This is a genomic window from Arthrobacter sp. B10-11 (assembly GCF_033142195.1).
GTDB lineage: Bacteria > Actinomycetota > Actinomycetes > Actinomycetales > Micrococcaceae > Arthrobacter > Arthrobacter oryzae_C.
In genome coordinates, this window is sequence record NZ_JAWMTH010000002.1 from 326,351 (window position 1) to 340,083 (window position 13,733).

Genomic DNA, 13,733 nt, shown 5'->3' on the forward strand with positions numbered 1-13,733 from the left:
GACTGCGGGCGGACACCCACAGGCGCCCCGCCGCCGTCGTGACCTTCTTTGCCGACGTCTGTTCGCAGACCCGCCGCCGAACCTCGCGTGTCTGCGCGCCTTCCTGTCGAAATAGGGTCACGACGGCGGCAAACAGCTGCGCTGGACAGATGCCGGGCGCCCAAGTTCGGTAAGTTAGGGACTGTGAAGATTGCTACCTGGAATGTGAACTCCCTCCGAGCCCGTGCCGACCGCGTGGAGGCCTGGCTTGAGCGCAGCGACTGCGACGTCCTGGCCATCCAGGAAACCAAGTGCAAGGACGACAATTTCCCCTGGGAACTCTTTGAGCGCATGGGCTACGAGGTGGCCCACTTCGGCGTCAACCAATGGAACGGTGTGGCCATCGTTTCCCGCGTCGGGCTGGAAGACGTGGAACGCTCCTTCCTGGACCAGCCGGTGTTCGGCAAGAACGGCAAAGACCCTGTTCAGGAAGCCCGCGCCATCGGCGCCACGTGCGGCGGCGTCCGCGTGTGGAGCCTCTACGTTCCCAACGGCCGGTCGCTCGACGACGAACACATGCCCTACAAGCTCAGCTGGCTGGACATGCTGAAAACCCACGCGCAGTCCTGGGTCACCGAAAATCCCGAGGCGCAGATTGCCCTGATGGGCGACTGGAACATCGCCCCGCAGGATGACGACGTCTGGGACATCGACTTTTTCCGCGCCAACGCCATGACCCACGTCAGCGAGCCGGAGCGCGCCGCCTTCCACGCCTTCGAAGCCGCCGGATTCCACGACGTGGTCCGCCCGCACACTCCGGGCCCGGGCGTCTACACGTACTGGGACTACACCCAGCTCCGCTTCCCCAAGAAGGAAGGCATGCGGATCGACTTCGTCCTCGCCTCCCCCGCACTCGCTGCCCGCGTGACCGGCGCGTCCATTGACCGCGAGGAACGCAAGGGCAAGGGCGCTTCGGACCACGCACCGGTCATCGTGGAGCTGGCCGACTGATGGGGCCGCGATGACGGGCAACATTTACCGGGGCCAGGCAGGATTGCCCTTCTCCTCCGCGCTGCGGATCTACGAGCCGCTCTCTGCCTTCCCGGAAGAGCAGCGTGCCGCGCTCCGGGCGGCAGGCGCCCGGGCTGCGTCCCGTGCAGCCGTGGAAAACGCCGAACTCCAGGCCTCCCTCGGGCGGATCACCCGCCCGGGCGGCGATCCCTTCCCCACCGGGCGCACCGACCTGGTGCGCGTCATTCCGGCTCCCGCTGAGCCGGAGCAGCCGCAGCAGCGGAAGGCGTCGCGCGAACCGGGTACTGCAGCAGCGTCCGACGCCGGCGGGCCGGGTGACGCCGTTGCCGGCGCCGACAGTGCCGATGCCGGAAGTGCGGACCAGGCACTGCTGTACTGCCCCAGCCAGCTGGTGCTGCGGGCAGGACTGGCCGCCAACGCCCTCATGGAAGGCATCCACGGCCCGCTCGCGGAACTGTTGATCCCGGAGGAGCAGCGGGACAAGCACCAGGAACGCATCGACCTGGTCAAAGCCCGTGAAGGCACCACCCGCGTACACACCCGCGCCTCCACCTGGGGCATCCCTTTCAGCTGGTTTTCACTCTTCCAGGAATCCGATCCCCAAGACGTGGTGGAAGCGGACGGGCGAATCGTCACGGTCCGCGTGTGGGCACCCATCGGCGCGGCCCTGGAGCGCGTCCGCTACGCCGTGGCCAATCTGGCCCTCGCCGCTCCCGACCTGGACATGCTGGACGACATGACCCAGCTCACCGAATGGCTGGAACTCTTCCACCCCGGTTCAGTGGTGGAACTTGATTACGGCGCGGTGGCGGACAAGGTCTATCCCGATGAGTCCCCGATGGATGTGCGCCTGGGTATCGAATGCCTGGCAGAGGGCGACATGACCGGAGCCGCGGCGGCCTACCGCAGGCTGGCTTCGCGGTGGATCCCCATCAGGCAGCTGGCGCGCGCCTCCTAAGCCGCGGACGGGGGCGCCTGGCCCGCAGGCGGGGGCGGCGCCGTCGTCCTCCGCACGATCAACTGGTGCGGCGCCACCTCTGAGTGGACGGCACCCGTAGCGCCGTCCAGCTCATCCAGCAGCATCTTGGTGCCGAGTTCGGCCTGCTCGTCAGGCCGCTGACGCACGGTGGTCAGCCCCATGGCGTCCGAGAAATCATGGTCGTCGATCCCGATGACGGACAGGTCCTCCGGTATGCGGACGCCCGTCTTGTTGGCTTCGAAGATCACGCCCATGGCCATCTCGTCCGACGCGCAGAAGATCGCGGTGGGCTTCGGCCCGGGCCGGGACCACATCCTGGTGAAGGCCTCCTGACCGCTGCGGACGGTGAAATCTCCCCACTCGTCCCATTCCGGGCGTACAGTCAGCCCGGATCCCGCCATGACATCCTGGAATGCCTTGATGCGGACGCGGGGAACATCGAAATTAAGGTCGGTTTCGTCGTCGCCGTGCAGCAGGGCAATGTCCTTGTGGCCCAGGCTGATCAGGTGCCGGACGGCAGTGGACGCTGCCGCGTAGTCGTCAATCCCGATATAGGGGCACTCCTCCACGTGGCCGCCGACCACCACCAGTGGGATGTCGATTTTTTGCAGATGCTCGAGTTCCTCATGGGTCAGCGCCATACAAAGCACCAGCAGGGCATCAATCTGCTTGTAGACCATGGTCTTGCTGAAGAGCCGCTCGCGGTTACTGCCGTGGCCGCCCAAATTGAACAAAGAGAGGTTGTACTGGCGGGCGTGCAGTTCCCGGTCCGCGCCTTCAATGGCTTTGGAGAAGAACCAGCGGCTGACGAACGGGGCCAGCACTCCGATGGTTTTGGTCCGGCCCGTGGCCAGGCCGGACGCGGATGACGATGCCACGTAGCCCAAGGCACCGGCCACCTCAAGAATCTTTTCCCGGGTGGCCGGCGAAACCCTGGGCAGTCCGCGGACTGCGCGCGAAACTGTGGCGGTGGAAACCCCGGCTGCCGCTGCGACGTCCTCAATGCTGACGCCGGAGTGGCCGCCCCGTTGAGCCCTGTCTGTTGTGCGTGCCACGGTTTCCCCTTGCTAGCTGTTCGCAGATTCTTGCTACCTGTGCTTCCCTGCGGCAACAAACCAGTCTATTCTGCCCAGCCTTGCTACTCTGCCCCGCCTTGAGCCCTTGACCGGCTCCTATTTTTTACGCGTAGCGGTCCTTGCGGGCAGGCGGCGACGAAGCCGCACCATCCCGTACAGCGCCAATAGCGTGGCCAGCAGGCCCAGCGCCCAGCCGAGGGCCGGCTGGGCGGTCACCTCCATCCAGACGGTGACCGCCAGCAGGACAACGGCCCAGAACCCGAGGAATCCGATGATGATGTCGAAGTCCTCACCGGACCGCGCCCGCCGGTGTTCACTGCGGACCAGTCCGTGGTTCCGTTCCCCGCCCGCAGCCGATCCTGTCACTTGACGGCACCGGCGGTGAGGCCGGCAACAATCTTGCGCTGGAAGACCAGGACCAGAATCACCAAGGGAATGGTGACGATGGTTCCGGCGGCCATGATGGCCGTGTACGGAATCTGGTTCGGCTGTGCGCCGGCAAAGCTGGCGATGGCCACGGTCACCGGCTGCGTCGCGTCGCTGGACAGCTGGCTGGCGATCAGGAATTCATTCCAGGAGGAAATGAACGCCAGGATGGCCGTGGTGAAGATGGCCGGTGCGGCCAGCGGCAGGATCACCTTTCGGAACGCCTGCCCCTGGGTGCAGCCGTCCACCCGCGCCGATTCCTCCAGTTCCCACGGCATCTCCCGGAAGAAGGACGTCATGGTGTAAACGGTCAGCGGCAGCACGAACGAAATGTTCGGGATGATCAGCGCCTGGTAGGTGCCCATCCAGCCGATGTTGGTGAAGAGCTGGAACAGCGGGGTGATGAGGGCTACGCCCGGGAACATGGACGCTCCCAAAATGAAACCCAGCACCAGGTACTTGAACCGGAAGTTCAACCGGGCCAGGGCGTAGGCCGCGAAAACACCGATCAGCAACGACACCAGCGTGACGACGACACCGATGAAAACGCTATTGAGCAGTGCCTGCCCAAACCTGTTGCCAAAAGACGTATCGAATGCAGTGTTGAAGTTGTCCAGCGTGATATGCGTCGGCAGTATCGACGTGTCGTAGGTGAAGTCCACATCGCGGAAAGCCGTCACGACCATCCAGTAAGCCGGCGCCAAGCACCAGATGAGAACGACGGCGGCACTGATGTACGTGCGCCCCTGCGCCCATTTCTCGCGGTTCTGGGCAGCCTTCCTGCCCCTGTCCTGCTCCGCCCTCAGGGCGGTCGCGGCTGGTGCGGCGCTCATTTCTTCCCCTTCTTACCGGTGGCTCCGCTTTGTTCCACAACGTTTGCTCCCAGGAAGCGAACAAAGATGAACGCCACAAGGAAGATGATGATGAACGTAATGGTGGACAGTGCTGCCGCCGCGTTGAACCCTTGCCTGATTTGGTTGATCACCAGGATGGAGAGCGTGGTGGTGTTGTTGGCGCCGCCAGTCAGGATGTACGGGAGGTCGAACATGCGCAGCGCATCCAGGGTGCGGAAGAGCACCGCCACCATCAACGCAGGCTTCACCAGCGGCAGGGTGATCATCCGGAAGCGCTGCCATGTGCTGGCGCCGTCAACCTTGGCAGCTTCGTAGACCTCGGCCGGGATCATCTGCAGGCCCGCGAGGATGAGCAAAGCCATGAACGGCGTGGTCTTCCAGACATCGGCGATGATCACAGCCCACTTGGCCGGCCATTCGCTGCCGGTCCACAGGATGGTGGTGTTGAACAGTTTGTTCGCGATGCCTTCGAAAGCGAAGATGAACAGCCAGAGCTTGGCGGTCACGGCGGTGGGGATGGCCCACGGGACCAGGACCGCTGCACGGACCAGGCTGCGGCCGCGGAACGTCCTCGCCATGATGAGGGCCATCCAGAAACCGAGCACGGTTTCGAGGGTCACGGTGATCACGGTGAACAAGAAGGTGGTTGCAGTCGCGGACCAGAACTGCGCGCCGAGCGTACCTGGCGGACAGGCGACAGTGCCGCCGCCGGGAGCGGAGCACTGCTGGGCCAGCCAATTCACGTAGTTCTGGACGCCCGCCGGGCCACCGGCGGTGAAAAGCCCCGTGACGGGATCCAGCCCGGCATCCTTCTGGAAGGACATCACGATTGCGCTGATGATCGGGTAAACGATCACCACCGCGAGGGCAATGATGGTGGGGGCAAGGAGCCAGGAAGCCCATTTGCCCTGGCTCAGGATCTTGTTGTCCTCCCCGACTCCCTTAGGGCCGTGGTGGACCGGGGTACCGCCCGACGCCGGCTTTTTTACCGGCGTCGGGCCCAATTCGGTAGCCATGAGTAGCTACTGTCCCGCGCTAGCGGATTCGATGGACTTTTGCATGTCAGACAGAGCAGATTCCACGGATTTTTCTCCCTTGATGGCAGGGTAGGCATTTTCCTGGATGGCCTTGGTGACCGCCGGGTAGAACGGCGTGACGGGGCGCGGAACAGCGTTTTCGATGGAGGTCTTCAGGACCGGCAGGTACGGCAGCTTGGCGACGAGTTCCTGGTTTTCGTAGAGGTCACCGAGCACGGGCGCCAGCGAACCCTGGGTGGCGAAGAACTTCTGCTGCTCTTCGGCCGTCAGGAACTTCACGAAGTCCAAGGCAGTGGCCTTGTTCTTGGAGTACACGCTGATAGCCGCGCTGTGGCCTCCAAGGGAGGAGGCGCCGGGGCCGCCAGCACCGGGCAGGGCGGTCATGCCCAGCACGTCCTTGACCTTGGACGACGCTTCAGTGGTGGCCAGGTTGTAGACGTACGGCCAGTTGCGGTGGAAGAGAAGTTTGCCGTCCTGGAATGCCTGGCGTCCTTCCTCTTCCTGGTAGGTGATGGCTTCCTTCGGGATGTTGCCGTCCGCGTAGGCCTTCGCCAGGTTCTCGAGGCCTGTCTTGGCTTCCGGAGTGTTCAAGCTCGGCTTGCCGTCCTTGTCCAGCACGGAGCCGCCGAAGGAGTTGATCGCCTCGGAGGCGTTGACGGTGAGGCCTTCATACTTCTTGAACTGGCCCGCGTAGCAGCCGATGTTGTTGGCCTTGGCGATGGAGCACATCTGCATCATCTCGTCCCAGGTCTTGGGCGGAGTGGGAACGAGGTCCTTGCGGTAGTACAGGATGCCGCCGTCCGAAGACACGGGCGCTGCGTACAGGGTGCCCTTGTAGGAGCCGGCCTCGATGGTGGGCTCCAGCATCCCCTTGGTGTCTACCGCCATCTTGTCCTTCAGTGGCTGGAGCCAGCCCTTGGCGGCGAATTCCGCCGTCCATACAACGTCAACGCTGGCGACGTCATAGTTGGGGTTCTTAGCCTGGTAATTCTGGACCAGGTCGTCGTGCTGCTGGTCGGCTGCGTCGGTTTGTTCCTTGAAGGTGACTTTCTCGTCCGGGTGCGCAGCGTTCCACTTCTCAATGAGCGGACGGACGACGTTGCTGTTGTCCTTGCCCTGGACGTAGGTGATGGGGCCGCGGCCGTCGAGGCCCTGTTCAGCGTCGCCGCCGCCGGCCGTGGTGCCGCCACCGCCTCCGCCAGCGCAGGCGGAAAGGGTTAACGCCAGGACACCGGCGGTGGCTGCCGGCAGTAAGAACTTAGGGGTTTTCATATGAAGAGACTCCTCGCTGAGTGTCGAGCAAAAATCGGCGGTGCGGTTGAAGTGGTGCCCATCACACTAGTAACGTTGCGGTGAGAAATGCAAGCGTTTACACCGAAGTTTATGGAAAGGATATCTGTGGCACACAGCCCAGTACCGACAGACGGCTCCTCAATCCCGGCATGGTGGGCCACGGCCGTGGTGTACCAGGTTTACCCCCGGTCCTTCGCCGATGCGGACGGCGACGGAATGGGCGATCTCCGCGGTGTGACGGCGCATTTGGACCATTTGAGCCGGCTCGGTGTGGACGCCGTCTGGCTGTCCCCCTTTTACAAATCACCGCAGGCCGACGCCGGGTACGACGTTGCCGACTACCGCGAAGTGGATCCGCTGTTCGGCACCCTGGCGGACTTCGACGAAATGTTGCAGAAAGCTCACGGGCTGGGGATGAAGGTCATTGTTGACCTTGTTCCCAACCACACCTCGGACGAACACGTCTGGTTCCAGGAAGCACTGGCTGCGCCGCCGGGCTCACGCGAACGGGACCGGTACATGTTCCGGCCCGGCAAGGATTCCGTTCCCGGTTCCGGAGACGGCGGCCTGGCGCCGAACAACTGGAAATCCATCTTCGGCGGACCGGCCTGGACCCGCGTCACGGAGTCCGGCGGCACACCCGGCGAGTGGTACCTGCACCTCTTCGACACCAAGCAGCCGGACCTGAACTGGGACAACGCCGAGGTTAAAGAGGAAATGCGCTCGGTGCTGCGGTTTTGGCTGGACCGCGGCGTGGACGGCTTCCGCGTGGATGTGGCCCACGGCATGGTCAAGGAAGCGGGCCTGCCGGACTGGGAGGGCTCGGCAGCCATGGTGGAAGGAGCCACCGACCTTCCGGGCGAAGCCCATGGCGGCCACTCCGAAGCCGAGGAGCCGCACCGCGCGCACCCTGCACCGGTCACAGCAGCAGCCGGGGCTGGCGCCGACTCGCCCGCGCCAGCAGCCGACGACGAGCACCAGGCAGTCTCGCCGCTCTACCCGCCGTCGCCCTTCTTTGACCAGGACGGCGTGCACGACATCTACCGGGACTGGCACCGGGTGCTGGCCGAATACGACGGCGACCGCATGATGGTGGCCGAGGCCTGGGTTGAACCGGCCGAACGGCTGGCCAGGTACGTCCGGCCCGACGAAATGCAGCAGGCGTTCAACTTCGACTTCCTGCTGGCCGGCTGGGATGCGGAACGGACGGCGGTGGCCATTGAGGATTCGCTGCGCGCCGCCGCCACGGTCGGGGCAACTACCACCTGGGTCCTCAGCAACCACGACACGGTCCGGCACACCACCCGCTTCGGGCTGAAGGACCCCACCACCTTTCCGAAGGGCATTGCCGCCGAGGACGAGCAGCCCGACGCCCGGCTGGGCCTGGCCCGCGCCCGCGCCGCCACGATGGTTTCGCTGGCCCTCCCGGGTTCGGCCTACCTCTACCAGGGAGAGGAACTGGGCCTGCCGGAACACACCACGGTTCCCGCCGAGGCCCGTCAGGACCCCACCTTCTTCCGGACCAACGGCGTGGAACGGGGACGCGACGGCTGCCGTGTGCCCCTGCCGTGGAGAGCCGCCGAGCCCGGCTACGGCTTCGCGTCCGTATCCGCAGTCAGCGCGCCGGCCGCCCCCTGGCTCCCCCAGCCGGAGTCCTTCGGCGAACTGGCCGCGGACCGGCAGGACGGCGTCGAAGGTTCCACCCTGGAGCTGTACCGTGCCGCCCTGGCGCTCCGCAAGGAGCACCGGCTGGGCGCCGGAAGCTTCCGCTGGGCTGACGTGCACGCGCCTGCTGACGGCGTGCTGGCCTTCCACAACGGGGACGTACTGGTGGTCGCCAACATGGGCCTTGCTTCCGCACCCCTGCCGGAGGGCTACCGGGTTGCCCTCGCAAGCAGCCGGGAGGCCGTAACGGGCGGACCGGCCCACGCTGCGCCGGGCACGGGTGACACCCGGAAACTCGCGCCGAACTCGGCGGCCTACCTTGTAGCCGGCTAACCCGCGGGCAGGCGCCTCGACCCGCGGCGCCTCGACCCACAGGGGCAGCGGTACAGCAGGGGCGCCCCCTTCCGGAAGGAAGGAGGCGCCCCTGCCCTTTGATGTTGGAACGGTGCTGCTACGGCTGCACTCAGCGCACGCGTTCGGCCCGGCTGAACCGCGAACGTGTACCCACGCCAATGTGGATCAGCACCGGGATCCGGTTGCCGACCACGGCGTCCAGCGCCTCCACGAGGGCCGATACCTCCGCTGCCAGCAGGTGCGGGGGCACGCCTTGGCGGGGCTGCAGCCGGATCTTCAGGGCAGGTTCGCCGCGGATTTCGTAGGTTGCCACCGTGGCACCGGCAAGGTCCTGCCGCCCGGCCAACGCCGCCCTCAGTGCCTGTTCGGCAACACCGCCGCCGATCCGCACGTTGCCGGGGAGTCCTTCGGCGTCGTCCTCGGCGAGGATCAGGCTGGCGCGGCCTTTGCCCTGCTGGGCCACCCAGGCGACCATCAGGGCAATAACCACGGCCAGCAGCAGGGCGATGACGGCCCACAACCAGCTTTCCCCTCGGCCCGGAACTGCGGTGCGCTGGAAGAGCTGGCTCATTCCGCTCCACACACCGGCTGACCACTGCTGCCACCACTGCGCCACCGCCGGGACGGCCGCCAGCAGGACCAGAAGCAGCCCGATGACCAGCAGCTTCAGTCCGAGGATTCCGATCAGGATCCTGTTCAGTGTTCTGGGGGTGTTGTTCATGCCCCGATCACCCCTGACGCAGCAACGTTGACGCGCACTTCGGGCATGGGTTCCGGAGCCATCTCGCGCAGCTCGTCGAGGACGGCTGCCAGGACGGCATTCTCGCTGACTGGCACGCCTGAGGTGGGCCGCACGTTGACGGTCACCTGGCGCTGCGCCACGATGACCATAACCTGCTCCTGCGTGACGTTCGCGGCGAGCCGGGCACGGCGGGCCAGGGCCGAGGCGATGACTTCATCGTCAACCACCACCCCCGCGCGGCGGTCCGGAAGCAGGTGCCTGGCGCGGCGGCCGGGCAGCACTGCGTTGAGGAAAAAGAACAGACCCGCCATGGCCGTCACGGCGCCGATGACGCCAAGCAGCAGCGGCGGCATGCCCTGCGGGAGGGCGATGATGCGTTCCGCGGCGGTCTGCGGATCGATGAGCCACGGCGGCTGCCCGATCGCACGCACCGCGGCTTCGAGCAGCCCGTATCCGCACAGGATAATCACCACGACCGCAGCGATCCCGGACACGGCGGCACGGGATGAGCGCGTTTCGCGGTCAAGGATCCGGCGCATGCCGGAACCCCGGGAGTCCGGGGTTCCCGTATCGGCAAGGGAACCGGCAGCAGGACCGGAGCCGCCGTTTCCTGCCGCGTGGCTACCCTTGGAGCGGACGTCGGTGGCGTTGTTCACTGGACCCTTCCCCCTTCGCTGATGGCGACGCCGCTGACCCGGATATCCACCCGGCTCAGTTGCGCCCCGCTAAGTTCCGCAACGCGGTTCAGGATCACCGGTCTGGCGGCGACGGCGCGCTCCCGGATGGACCCGCCGAAGCCGCCGACGCGGCCGGGGTCCCGCAGGACCGTGGTCAGCGGAGGGATCCTGAGGGGAAGGACCAGCGAGAGGGCCAGCAGCCCGTCGTCGTCGGACCACTCAGCCCGGACGTCATGCGCCGGGACGCCCAGCGCTTCAGCGGCGGCGGCCCGTGCCAGGCTGGTGAGCGCCTGCGTACTAATGCGGTTGTGCCCGGCCATCACGGAGCCACCGGCCACGGTTCCGGCCGTGCTGCTCATGAGGAGGAGCGCCGGCCTGTAATGGCATCGAACACGCTGCGCAGGTCAAGCTTTCCTTCCGCAGCGCGGCCAAAAAGGGCACCGATCCCCATGAACAGCAGCGAGACCAGGAAGCCCCAGACGCCGAACTGGAAAGACATAAACGCCACGAAGGCGCCCACCGCTATTCCCACCACGGTCAGGTTCACTGCAGGGCCTCCCTTTGAACCGGGGCTTCCATGGGCAGGCCGGGCTTTGCGGGCCCCGCCACGTAGACGTCGTTGATTTCCACGTTGACCTCGATGACCTGCAGGCCGACGAGCTCCTCAACGGCAGCATAGACGGCGGCGCGGACCTGGTTTGCCAGGGAATGCAGCGGCGTCCCGTAGACAGCCACGAGGTTGATGTCCACGGCCACCTGCGTCTCGCCGACTTCCGCGTGGACTCCGGCGGCGTGGTCCGAGCTGCCGACGGCGTCCCGGATGGCTCCGAGGGCACGGGACGGACCGGTGCCGAGCGAATACACCCCCGGAACGGCGCGGGCTGCGATGCCGGCAACCTTGGCAACGGCTGTTTCGGAAATGACGGTTCGTCCGGTTCCGGCCGTCAGGGCAACGGCTGGATCAGCGTGGGCCCCCGGCGCGGGATGTGGATTCTGGTATTCCATCAGGCACTCCCCTTCTCTTGAACACCACCCTATCCCTTGGCCGCGACAAGCGGCCGGACGCCAGGGAAAATCGCCGGGCCGAAAATTGCTAGGCGCAGTTGGCGGCGAGCCAGGCAGTAACCGGTGTCATGGCGGCGTCGAACTTTCCGCTGGAGTACACGGACTGGTCGCTCAGCCCGGCGACGGCCACCTCGTTGAGGTTGGCGAAGTCGGCCTTGAGGTCGTCCGGAACGCGTTCCGCGGTTTCGCTGAGCTCCGCCTTGAGCTGTTCCAGTTCCGCGGTTTTGCCTTGCGCGGCCGAGAGCGGGAACAGCGAAGCCCCGGTGGCCTGCTCGGAGATGGTGGTGCACGCCTCCGCGGCGGACGGAAAGTCCCCGTACGGGCCGGAACTCTTGCTGGGGCTCGGCGTCGCCTGTGCTGCGGCTGTTTCCGGGGCGGACGACGACGGCGCGCTGCCGGCTTCCGGGGCGGAGCATCCGGTGAGTGCCAGGGCGGCGAAGAGGGCGGCTGCGGTCAGAGGGCGTGAAAGGTTTTTCAAGGGTCACTTTTCTGGTTGAGATTGCGCCGCCCGGTCCGTGTCCGGCCGCGGGCGGCAATGGCGTTCTGTCCCCGGCGTGCGAGTCTAGCCCGGATGGGCTGCGGGATTCCACGTGGCATCGCCCGATTTGTCCCTCTATGGATTTGTCCCTATATAGAGGGACAAAAGGCAGGGGCGCCCGGATGAGTTCCGGACGCCCCTGCTTTACTTGCGGGTGTTGAGGCTACTGCGGGTGGTGAGTTCCGCGGTGCGGGCTACTTGTAGAGGCCCTCGCCGCCGACCTTCAGGTTGGTGGGCAGGTAGCCGAACGGGCCGAGGCCGTTCTTGCCGAAGCTGCGGTCCACCTGGGACACGCCGTCACGGAAGTTGATCTTCACCGTGGGCGAGAGGGATCCGCCGCGGACGCCGTTCACGTTGTCGATGAAGGACTGCACCAGGCCGCCCGGCTGCACGTAGTGCGAGTAGGCCTGGAACTGGCGGCCGTTCTGGCTCGGAGTGGGTGCCTCCGGGGATTCGGACGGAAGGTTCAGGTCCGTGGGCGAGCCCAGGGCCAGGCCGCTGTTGTTCATCGGCTGGTAGTCCGAACGCACGCCGTCGCCAACGAAGCCGTAGACACCGTCCGGGCCGCGCATGCCGGCCGCGTAGGTGAACTGGTGGCTGATGGTGAACAGGTAGTACTTGTTCTTGCCGCCTTCATTCTGGATGAAGATCTGCGGGCGTTCGGTCTGGTCGTTGACGCAGTTGGCCGAGAGGATCGGCGGCAGGAAGGACCACTTGGTCAGGTCCTTGTTGTCCGCCACTGCCAGCCCGACGTTGGCCGTCTGGTAGTAGGCGCCGCTGCTGTTGACCTCGTTGAGGCTTTCAGCGTTCGGGTCGCCGGCCTTGTAGCCGAGGTCCTCGGGCTTGCATTCGTATTCGCCGCGGGTGCCGCCGGTGTTGCCTTCGAAGACCATGAAGGTCTTGCCCGGGTGGGCGGGGTCAGCGAACGTGTAGGGGTCGCGGAAAGCGAAGCCCGGGTTCTGTGCCTTCGTCTGGTACATCTCGCCGTCCGGTTCCAGCAGCTTGGTGTGCTTGAAGCCGTCAAAGGTCACGCCGTTCTGGTCGGCGTGGATCTTGCCCAGCGCCTTGGCGATGGCTGCATCAGGGGCAATGCCGCCGCCGCCGGCGTTGCGCTCGGCAACGTCGTAGAACGTGGTGGCCGTGTAGAACACGTTGACCTGGTTGCCCTGCATGAGGCGGGTGGAACCGGACCACTCGGTGTTGCCGATGGACGCGCCGTCAGCGAAGACGTGTCCGCCGTAGTTCCACTTGTCCTTGGCCGGGTCGGCGTTGGTCTTGCGGAAGAAGTAGCCGATCCGGGCGTTCCAGTGGCGCTGGTCGAAGCCGTAGCCCGCCTTGCGGTCGGCGACCAGGGAGAAGATGACGTCCCAGCCCTTGTAGCTGATCTGGTTGGCGTTCTCGTCCGTCAGGGACCAGGTGTCCCAGACCCAGACGTCGTCGTTCATCGTGGGGAAATCCTCGGGGATTTCCGGCATGGTGACATCCGGGCTCATGGAGTTCTCGCCCGGAGCCACCGTGGAGTCGCTCTGCGCCATGATCTGCTTGGCGTCGGCGCGGGTCCACTTGGAGGTGAAGTCCGCCGCCGGGTCGTAGGCCTTCTGGCTGTGTTCGGTGGGCAGCGGGAAGCCGGGCGTGGGTGCCGGCATCTCGGTGGCGGGCGGGTCCGAAGGTTCGTTGGCCTGGGCCGACGGAACTGCCAGGAAGGCGGAGGCCGCCACGGCCGCCGCCAGTGCTGCGGCGGCGGGGCGCCACCGCAGCATCCGGGGGGTATTGGGGTGCTTGTGCATTTTTGCTCTTCTCGCGGAGTTGAGACCATTCGTGGAAGACGGGCGTGTGCCCTCATTCCCCGATACTCCGGCGCTCCCGACGACACGGCAGGCGTCATCGAGGACGCCTTTGTGTCGAGGGGGACGGGGCTTGGGTAGGGCCCCGGACGGCGGACCGGAAAGGATTCCTTTCCTGCGCCGGTTTCTACGCTGGCACGCTGAAGCAGGCTTATCAAACCGTGTTTCGAGG

The 13,733-nt window shown here is 65.8% G+C and carries 15 protein-coding genes; 3 read left to right on the top strand and 12 right to left on the bottom strand.

Annotated features, from left to right (window positions below):
* Nucleotides 1-183: 183 nt before the first annotated feature.
* Both RW112_RS07190 and RW112_RS07195 read left to right on the top strand, forming a co-directional pair.
* Entirely contained in the window at nucleotides 184-990 is an 807-nt protein-coding gene (locus RW112_RS07190) for an exodeoxyribonuclease III (RefSeq protein ID WP_317781097.1), read from the top strand.
* A 10-nt stretch (nucleotides 991-1,000) separates the two neighbouring features.
* Nucleotides 1,001-1,969, top strand: a complete 969-nt coding sequence (locus RW112_RS07195) for a hypothetical protein (protein WP_317781098.1) — start codon at nucleotides 1,001-1,003, stop codon at nucleotides 1,967-1,969.
* Here the strand turns inward: RW112_RS07195 and RW112_RS07200 are convergent.
* The 5 genes from RW112_RS07200 to RW112_RS07220 form a co-directional block, all read right to left on the bottom strand.
* Entirely contained in the window at nucleotides 1,966-3,045 is a 1,080-nt protein-coding gene (locus RW112_RS07200) for a LacI family DNA-binding transcriptional regulator (RefSeq protein ID WP_317781099.1), read from the bottom strand. The two genes, RW112_RS07195 and RW112_RS07200, sit on opposite strands and share 4 nt — an antisense overlap.
* Nucleotides 3,046-3,162: 117 nt before the next feature.
* Nucleotides 3,163-3,432, bottom strand: coding sequence for a hypothetical protein (locus RW112_RS07205; protein WP_317781100.1), 270 nt, complete (start codon nucleotides 3,430-3,432; stop codon nucleotides 3,163-3,165).
* A complete protein-coding gene (locus tag RW112_RS07210; RefSeq protein ID WP_317781101.1) occupies nucleotides 3,429-4,325 on the bottom strand; it encodes a carbohydrate ABC transporter permease in 897 nt (298 codons plus the stop codon). The genes RW112_RS07205 and RW112_RS07210 overlap by 4 nt, the downstream gene beginning before the upstream one ends.
* Entirely contained in the window at nucleotides 4,322-5,362 is a 1,041-nt protein-coding gene (locus RW112_RS07215) for a sugar ABC transporter permease (protein WP_317781102.1), read from the bottom strand. The genes RW112_RS07210 and RW112_RS07215 overlap by 4 nt, the downstream gene beginning before the upstream one ends.
* A gap of 6 nt (nucleotides 5,363-5,368) precedes the next feature.
* Nucleotides 5,369-6,655, bottom strand: coding sequence for an ABC transporter substrate-binding protein (locus RW112_RS07220; protein ID WP_317781103.1), 1,287 nt, complete (start codon nucleotides 6,653-6,655; stop codon nucleotides 5,369-5,371).
* 111 nt (nucleotides 6,656-6,766) lie between these two features.
* On the opposite strand from RW112_RS07220, the gene RW112_RS07225 reads away from it, so the two are divergent.
* The gene (locus RW112_RS07225) at nucleotides 6,767-8,674 is read left to right on the top strand and encodes an alpha-amylase family glycosyl hydrolase (RefSeq protein WP_411709872.1); all 1,908 of its coding nucleotides are present in this window, start codon (nucleotides 6,767-6,769) and stop codon (nucleotides 8,672-8,674) included.
* Between the two features lie 130 nt (nucleotides 8,675-8,804).
* Here RW112_RS07225 and RW112_RS07230 read toward each other — a convergent pair whose 3' ends face one another.
* The 7 genes from RW112_RS07230 to RW112_RS07260 form a co-directional block, all read right to left on the bottom strand.
* Entirely contained in the window at nucleotides 8,805-9,416 is a 612-nt protein-coding gene (locus RW112_RS07230) for a hypothetical protein (protein WP_317781104.1), read from the bottom strand.
* Nucleotides 9,413-10,093 (bottom strand): hypothetical protein, encoded by a 681-nt coding sequence (locus RW112_RS07235; RefSeq protein WP_411709873.1) that lies wholly within the window; start codon nucleotides 10,091-10,093, stop codon nucleotides 9,413-9,415. Before RW112_RS07235 ends, RW112_RS07230 begins: the two co-directional genes overlap by 4 nt.
* Complete coding sequence (locus RW112_RS07240) at nucleotides 10,090-10,473, bottom strand: hypothetical protein (RefSeq protein WP_317781105.1); 384 nt, start codon at nucleotides 10,471-10,473, stop codon at nucleotides 10,090-10,092. The genes RW112_RS07235 and RW112_RS07240 overlap by 4 nt, the downstream gene beginning before the upstream one ends.
* The gene (locus RW112_RS07245; RefSeq protein WP_028272905.1) at nucleotides 10,470-10,661 is read right to left on the bottom strand and encodes a hypothetical protein; all 192 of its coding nucleotides are present in this window, start codon (nucleotides 10,659-10,661) and stop codon (nucleotides 10,470-10,472) included. The genes RW112_RS07240 and RW112_RS07245 overlap by 4 nt, the downstream gene beginning before the upstream one ends.
* Nucleotides 10,658-11,119 (bottom strand): Asp23/Gls24 family envelope stress response protein, encoded by a 462-nt coding sequence (locus tag RW112_RS07250; protein ID WP_317781106.1) that lies wholly within the window; start codon nucleotides 11,117-11,119, stop codon nucleotides 10,658-10,660. The genes RW112_RS07245 and RW112_RS07250 overlap by 4 nt, the downstream gene beginning before the upstream one ends.
* A gap of 88 nt (nucleotides 11,120-11,207) precedes the next feature.
* Nucleotides 11,208-11,657, bottom strand: a complete 450-nt coding sequence (locus tag RW112_RS07255) for a hypothetical protein (RefSeq protein WP_317781107.1) — start codon at nucleotides 11,655-11,657, stop codon at nucleotides 11,208-11,210.
* A gap of 254 nt (nucleotides 11,658-11,911) precedes the next feature.
* Nucleotides 11,912-13,504, bottom strand: a complete 1,593-nt coding sequence (locus tag RW112_RS07260) for a glycoside hydrolase family 68 protein (RefSeq protein WP_317781108.1) — start codon at nucleotides 13,502-13,504, stop codon at nucleotides 11,912-11,914.
* Nucleotides 13,505-13,733 lie beyond the last annotated feature (229 nt).

Excerpts from the sequence above, each read along its gene's own strand:
- RW112_RS07230 (WP_317781104.1), bottom strand. The coding sequence starts at position 9,416 with ATGAACAACACCCCCAGAACACTGAACAGGATCCTGATCGGAATCCTC.
- RW112_RS07260 (WP_317781108.1), bottom strand. The coding sequence starts at position 13,504 with ATGCACAAGCACCCCAATACCCCCCGGATGCTGCGGTGGCGCCCCGCC.
- RW112_RS07215 (WP_317781102.1), bottom strand. The coding sequence starts at position 5,362 with ATGGCTACCGAATTGGGCCCGACGCCGGTAAAAAAGCCGGCGTCGGGC.
- RW112_RS07250 (WP_317781106.1), bottom strand. The coding sequence starts at position 11,119 with ATGGAATACCAGAATCCACATCCCGCGCCGGGGGCCCACGCTGATCCA.
- RW112_RS07220 (WP_317781103.1), bottom strand. The coding sequence starts at position 6,655 with ATGAAAACCCCTAAGTTCTTACTGCCGGCAGCCACCGCCGGTGTCCTG.
- RW112_RS07240 (WP_317781105.1), bottom strand. The coding sequence starts at position 10,473 with ATGAGCAGCACGGCCGGAACCGTGGCCGGTGGCTCCGTGATGGCCGGG.
- RW112_RS07195 (WP_317781098.1), top strand. The coding sequence starts at position 1,001 with ATGACGGGCAACATTTACCGGGGCCAGGCAGGATTGCCCTTCTCCTCC.
- RW112_RS07210 (WP_317781101.1), bottom strand. The coding sequence starts at position 4,325 with ATGAGCGCCGCACCAGCCGCGACCGCCCTGAGGGCGGAGCAGGACAGG.
- RW112_RS07225 (WP_411709872.1), top strand. The coding sequence starts at position 6,767 with ATGGAAAGGATATCTGTGGCACACAGCCCAGTACCGACAGACGGCTCC.